General features: G+C 69.5%; 4 protein-coding genes and 1 tRNA gene. 3 read left to right on the plus strand and 2 right to left on the minus strand.

Annotation, left to right across the window (positions count from 1 at the left end; genetic code table 11):
- Positions 1-119 precede the first annotated feature (119 nt).
- On the plus strand, positions 120-1,352 hold the full coding sequence (locus tag K8V84_RS07805) for a tyrosine-type recombinase/integrase (RefSeq protein WP_304072356.1): 1,233 nt from the start codon (positions 120-122) through the stop codon (positions 1,350-1,352).
- A gap of 31 nt (positions 1,353-1,383) precedes the next feature.
- On the opposite strand, the gene K8V84_RS07810 is transcribed toward K8V84_RS07805, so the two are convergent.
- Positions 1,384-1,459, minus strand: a tRNA-Arg gene (locus K8V84_RS07810).
- A 508-nt stretch (positions 1,460-1,967) separates the two neighbouring features.
- On the opposite strand from K8V84_RS07810, the gene K8V84_RS07815 reads away from it, so the two are divergent.
- Both K8V84_RS07815 and K8V84_RS07820 read left to right on the plus strand, forming a co-directional pair.
- Complete coding sequence (locus K8V84_RS07815) at positions 1,968-2,831, plus strand: cobalamin biosynthesis protein (RefSeq protein WP_304072365.1); 864 nt, start codon at positions 1,968-1,970, stop codon at positions 2,829-2,831.
- Entirely contained in the window at positions 2,828-4,303 is a 1,476-nt protein-coding gene (locus tag K8V84_RS07820) for a cobyric acid synthase (RefSeq protein ID WP_304072359.1), read from the plus strand. The genes K8V84_RS07815 and K8V84_RS07820 overlap by 4 nt, the downstream gene beginning before the upstream one ends.
- 55 nt (positions 4,304-4,358) lie before the next feature.
- On the opposite strand, the gene K8V84_RS07825 is transcribed toward K8V84_RS07820, so the two are convergent.
- Positions 4,359-4,723 (minus strand): hypothetical protein (locus K8V84_RS07825; protein WP_304072363.1); only part of this gene is annotated, 365 nt, incomplete at its 5' end.

Consider the following 4,723-nt stretch of genomic DNA (forward strand, 5'->3'; position numbering starts at 1 on the left):
GATCGGGTTTGGTGTACAAGCGGTGCGGATGCCGGGGCGGTGGGAGCTCGAAGGCTCGGGAGGGGCGCTGTTCGGGGCTGGCAAGGCGCGGTCATGGGAGTTGGTACTTCACCCTGGACTTGGAACACACACCGGGCGGCAGGCGTCGTCTGCGCCGGGGCGGGTTTGTTTCCCGGGAAGCCGCGCGTGAAGGACTGCGCCAGGCCCGGGAACTGGAGGGGATCGATACCGACCCGGCGGTGTTGACGCTGGCCCAGTGGTTGGAGCGGTGGTTGGCCACCCGTACCCGGTTGCGGCCCTTGACCCGCACCAGTTACGCCGAGCACATCCACCGCTACCTCACGCCTCATCTGGGTGCGGTGCCGTTGGAGGAGTTGACCCCTGCCCTGGTGCAGGAGGCCTTCGAACAGATCCGCCGCCGCACCACACCGGCAGGGGAGCAGGTGTCTGCGGCCACGGTGCAGCGGATCCGTGCCACGTTGCGGGCGGCGTTGAACACCGCCGTGCGCGAAGGGTTGTTGCCCTTCAACCCCGCCCAAGGGCTGCGGTTGGACCCAGGAGCGGCGGAGCGACCGGTGGTGTGGACCGAGCAGGCTGTGGCGGAATGGGCCCATGGCGGGGTTCGGCCGGCGGTGGCGGTGTGGACGGTGGAACAGACCCGTCACTTCCTGCACCATGTGTCCGAGCATCGGTTGTACGCGCTGTTCCACCTGGCGGTGATGACCGGGTTGCGCCGCGGTGAGGTGGTGGGTCTGCGGTGGCCCGACATCGATCTTGTGGGCGGAACGGTGCGGGTGGTGCGCCAGCTCCAGTGTCACCGGGGTGGGTTGGTGGAGTTGGCGCCCAAGAGCGCGGCGAGTCGCCGCATGGTGGCGTTGGACCACACCACCTTGGGGGTGTTGCGACGTCACCAGTGGTACCAGCAGAACGAGGCCGAAAGCCAGGGGCGGGTGTGGGATCCGCGCGGGTGGGTGTTCATGGCTGTGCGGGGTGGTCCGATGGCTCCTGATCGTCTGTCCCGCCTGTTTCGCACACTCAATTCTGAGAGTGGGTTGCCGCCGGTGCGATTGCATGATCTGCGGCACGGGGCGGCGACGTTGGCGTTGGCGGCGGGGGTGGAGTTGAAGGTGGTGCAGGCGATGTTGGGGCACGCGAGCATCGTGCTGACCGCGGACACCTATTCCAGCGTGTTGCCTCAGGTGGCGCGGGAGGCGGCGGAGCGGACCGCGTGGCTGGTGTTGCGTGATGCGGGCAGAACCCACCGGCGGGGGAGTGCACGGAGGGTGAACAGGGGGCTGGTCCCATCTCGGTCCCACCCTGGTCCCATCAGTAGAGGGGGCCGTTTCAGGTGAGGCGAAGTGACCCCTCTGACCTGGGGTTTTGTGGCGCACCCGGCAGGATTCGAACCTGCGACCGTCGGATTAGAAGTCCGGTGCTCTATCCACTGAGCTACGGGTGCTCGATTTGGTTGTGACCTGACATCGCTGCGCGTGATCGGATGGTTGCGCCTGGTGGGGTGGGGTGGCGGTCCTGTGGGTGGATGGTCTGGGCAGTGGCGTCCCGGGCAGACATTCTAGGGTATTCGTCAGATGTCGCCCACGGGAGGGCAAAGCCTACCAACTACGGTGATTCGCAGTTGCGTCTCATTACCACGCGCGCTCCACCAAATCGGTCGCTATGGGCGTCGAGCCCCACGTTACCCGTGATTAACCCCGGGTGCGCCGCTGCGCGGTCGGTGTTTCGTGAACTGGCCGCCCCGGCGCTGGGGCGGCCGGGAGGGTCAGAAGACCCACCATTGACCTGCCAGGATCATCAGTGACGCCACCGCGAACAGCATGCGCTCCCCCTCTCCCTCGACTTTAAAGCCTCTAGGTGTATGGGCCGTTGCATTGCGTGGCAAACCCGGGTTTGCCGTGGTTTGGGCACCCTCGTAGGTGCTGTTGACTGAGGGTGTGAGACGGGGACTGATCGCGGGATTCGTGCTGGACAGGCTGGTGCCGGACCCCAGGAGGGGGCACCCCGTGGCGCTTTTCGGAGCTGCCGCGGGAGGGTGTGAACGTCGACTTTACCGGGATTCCGTGGCCGCGGGCGCTCTGTTCGTCGGGGCGACGGTGCTTCCGGTGGTGATGATGGGGTCGCGGCTGCGAGGGCCGGTGGCCACGGCCGTCGCGACCTGGGCGGTCCTGGGCGGCAGCATGTTGGGTCGAGAGGCCGAACGGGTCGCCGACGCTCTGGAACGTGGGGACCTGGACGGAGCGCGCACGTTGGTCGGTGGGTTGTGCGGGCGCGAGGTCGAGCACCTGGACGCGAGCGGGGTGGCGCGGGCCGTGGTCGAGTCGGTCGCGGAGAACACCTCCGACGCCGTGGTCGGGCCGCTGCTGTGGGGCGCGCTGTGCGGCCCCGCCGGGCTGTTGGGGTTCCGGGCGGTCAACACCCTGGACGCCATGGTCGGCCACCGAAATGAGCGCTACGAACGGTTCGGCAAGGCCGCCGCGCGCTCGGACGACGTGGTCGGTTGGGCGCCGTCGAGACTGACCGCGCTGCTCACGATCGCCGCGGCGCCGGTGGTGGGCGGAAGCCCCGAACGGGCGTGGCGGGTGTGGCGAAGGGACCGTGGCGCGCATCCGAGTCCCAACGCCGGACAGTGCGAGGCGGCGTTCGCGGGGGCGCTGGATCGTGGATTGGGCGGCGCGAACGTCTACGGGGACAGGGTGGAGCACCGGCCGGTGATGGGGGAGGGGCCCGCGCCGTCCGTGGCCGACATCCGGCGGGCCGTGCGCCTGGCACGCGTGGTGAACCTGGGCGCGTTGTCGGTGGCGGTGGCCCGTTGAACGCGATCCTGGTCGCCGGTACCACTTCGGACGCCGGTAAGAGCGTGGTCACGGCGGGGTTGTGCCGGTGGCTGGCTCGGCAGGGAGTGCGGGTCGCCCCGTTCAAGGCGCAGAACATGTCGTTGAACTCCACGGTGACGCCGGGCGGGGCGGAGATCGGCCGTGCCCAGGCGATGCAGGCCGCGGCCTGCGGGGTCGAACCCACCGCCGACATGAACCCTGTGCTGCTCAAACCCGGGGCGGGCGGCAGCCAGGTGGTGATCGACGGGCGGGCGGTCGGCGAGGTCGACGCCCTGGGCTACGGGGCCATGCGCGAACGCATGCGCGCCGCCTCCTTGGCGGGCCTGGCCCGGCTGCGTGAACGCTACGACGTGGTGGTGTGCGAGGGGGCCGGTAGTCCGGCCGAGATCAACCTGCGTGCCGGAGACATCGCGAACATGGGGCTGGCGCGGGCCGCCGACCTGCCCGTGGTGGTGGTCGGCGACATCGACCGCGGTGGGGTGTTCGCGTCGATGTTCGGGACGTTGGCGCTGTTGGAGGAGGAAGACCAGGCGTTGGTCGCGGGCTTCGTCGTGAACAAGTTCCGGGGCGACCGTTCGTTGTTGGAACCCGGCCTGGAGATGCTGCGGAACCTGACCGGGCGCCCGGTGCTGGGGGTCCTGCCGTGGCTGGACGGATTGTGGCTGGACGTGGAGGACTCCCTGGCGTTCGGTGTGGACCGGGGGCCCATGACGCCGCCGCTCGCCCGCACGCTGCGGGTCGCGGTGGTGCGGCTGCCACGGATCAGCAACTTCACCGACATCGACGCCTTGGCCGTGGAACCGGGGGTCGACGTCCGGTTCGTGACCTCCGCGGAGGAGGCCGCCGACGCCGATCTGGTGGTGCTGCCCGGTAGTCGGGCGACCGTGCGCGATCTCGCGTGGGTGCGTGAGCGCGGTATCGATCGGGTGCTGGCGGACCGGCCCGTGTTGGGGATCTGCGGCGGCTACCAGATGCTGGCCGAGTCCATCCGTGACGAGGTGGAGTCGGAGGCGGGTTCGGTGCCGGGGTTGGGCCTGCTTCCCACGATGGTGGAGTTCGCGGAGGAGAAGAAGCTGGGACGTCCGGTGGGACGGGCCTACGGGCAGCGGGTGGAGGCCTACGAGATCCATCACGGCAGGGTGTCCGTGCACGGAGGGGAGCCGTTCCTGGACGGCTGCCGGCGCGGTCGTGCGTGGGGGACCACCTGGCACGGCGCCTTGGAGAACGACGGATTCCGCCGTGCCTTCCTGACCGAGGTGGCGCGCGCGGCGGGCCGTGACTTCGTCGTGGCGCCGGACACGGACTTCGCGGCCGCCCGCGCGGAGCGGCTGGACGCGTTGGGGGACCTGGTGGCGGAGCACGTGGACACCGGTGCGGTGTGGCGATTGCTCGGGAGGGGAGCCCCGAAGGGGATGCCCTTCATTCCACCGGGGGCGCCCGGCGCTTCGTGACCCGGCACGTGGTCACCGGGAACGCCCGTTCCAGGGCGCCCCGGGACACGCGATGTCAGGCCGCCAGGGAGCGGGCGTAGTTGACCTGCTGGTTGATCTGATGCACGAGGGCCGGGCTGCTCACCGGGAGCTGTGTGGCGTGGTACCGGCCCTCGGCCTGCACCGTGATCTGCACGTGCCCGGTCGTCTTGGTCTCCTTCACCAGGAGGATCAACAGGCCCAGCAGGCAGGTCCACCAGAAGATCAGGATGGCGACGATGATCGCCCAGGTGGGGGTGGACTGCTCGGTGCGGCTCATGTCCGACAGGGTCCATACGCTGCCCTTGATGGGGAAGCGGCCGGCGGGGGTGATGACGCTGGTCCGGGTGACGGCGATGTCCCCGATGGTCATCAGGGTGGGTTCGGGGCCGGGGTGGCCTT

Source organism: Nocardiopsis listeri (assembly GCF_020741345.1).
Classification (GTDB): Bacteria; Actinomycetota; Actinomycetes; order Streptosporangiales; family Streptosporangiaceae; genus Nocardiopsis; species Nocardiopsis listeri_A.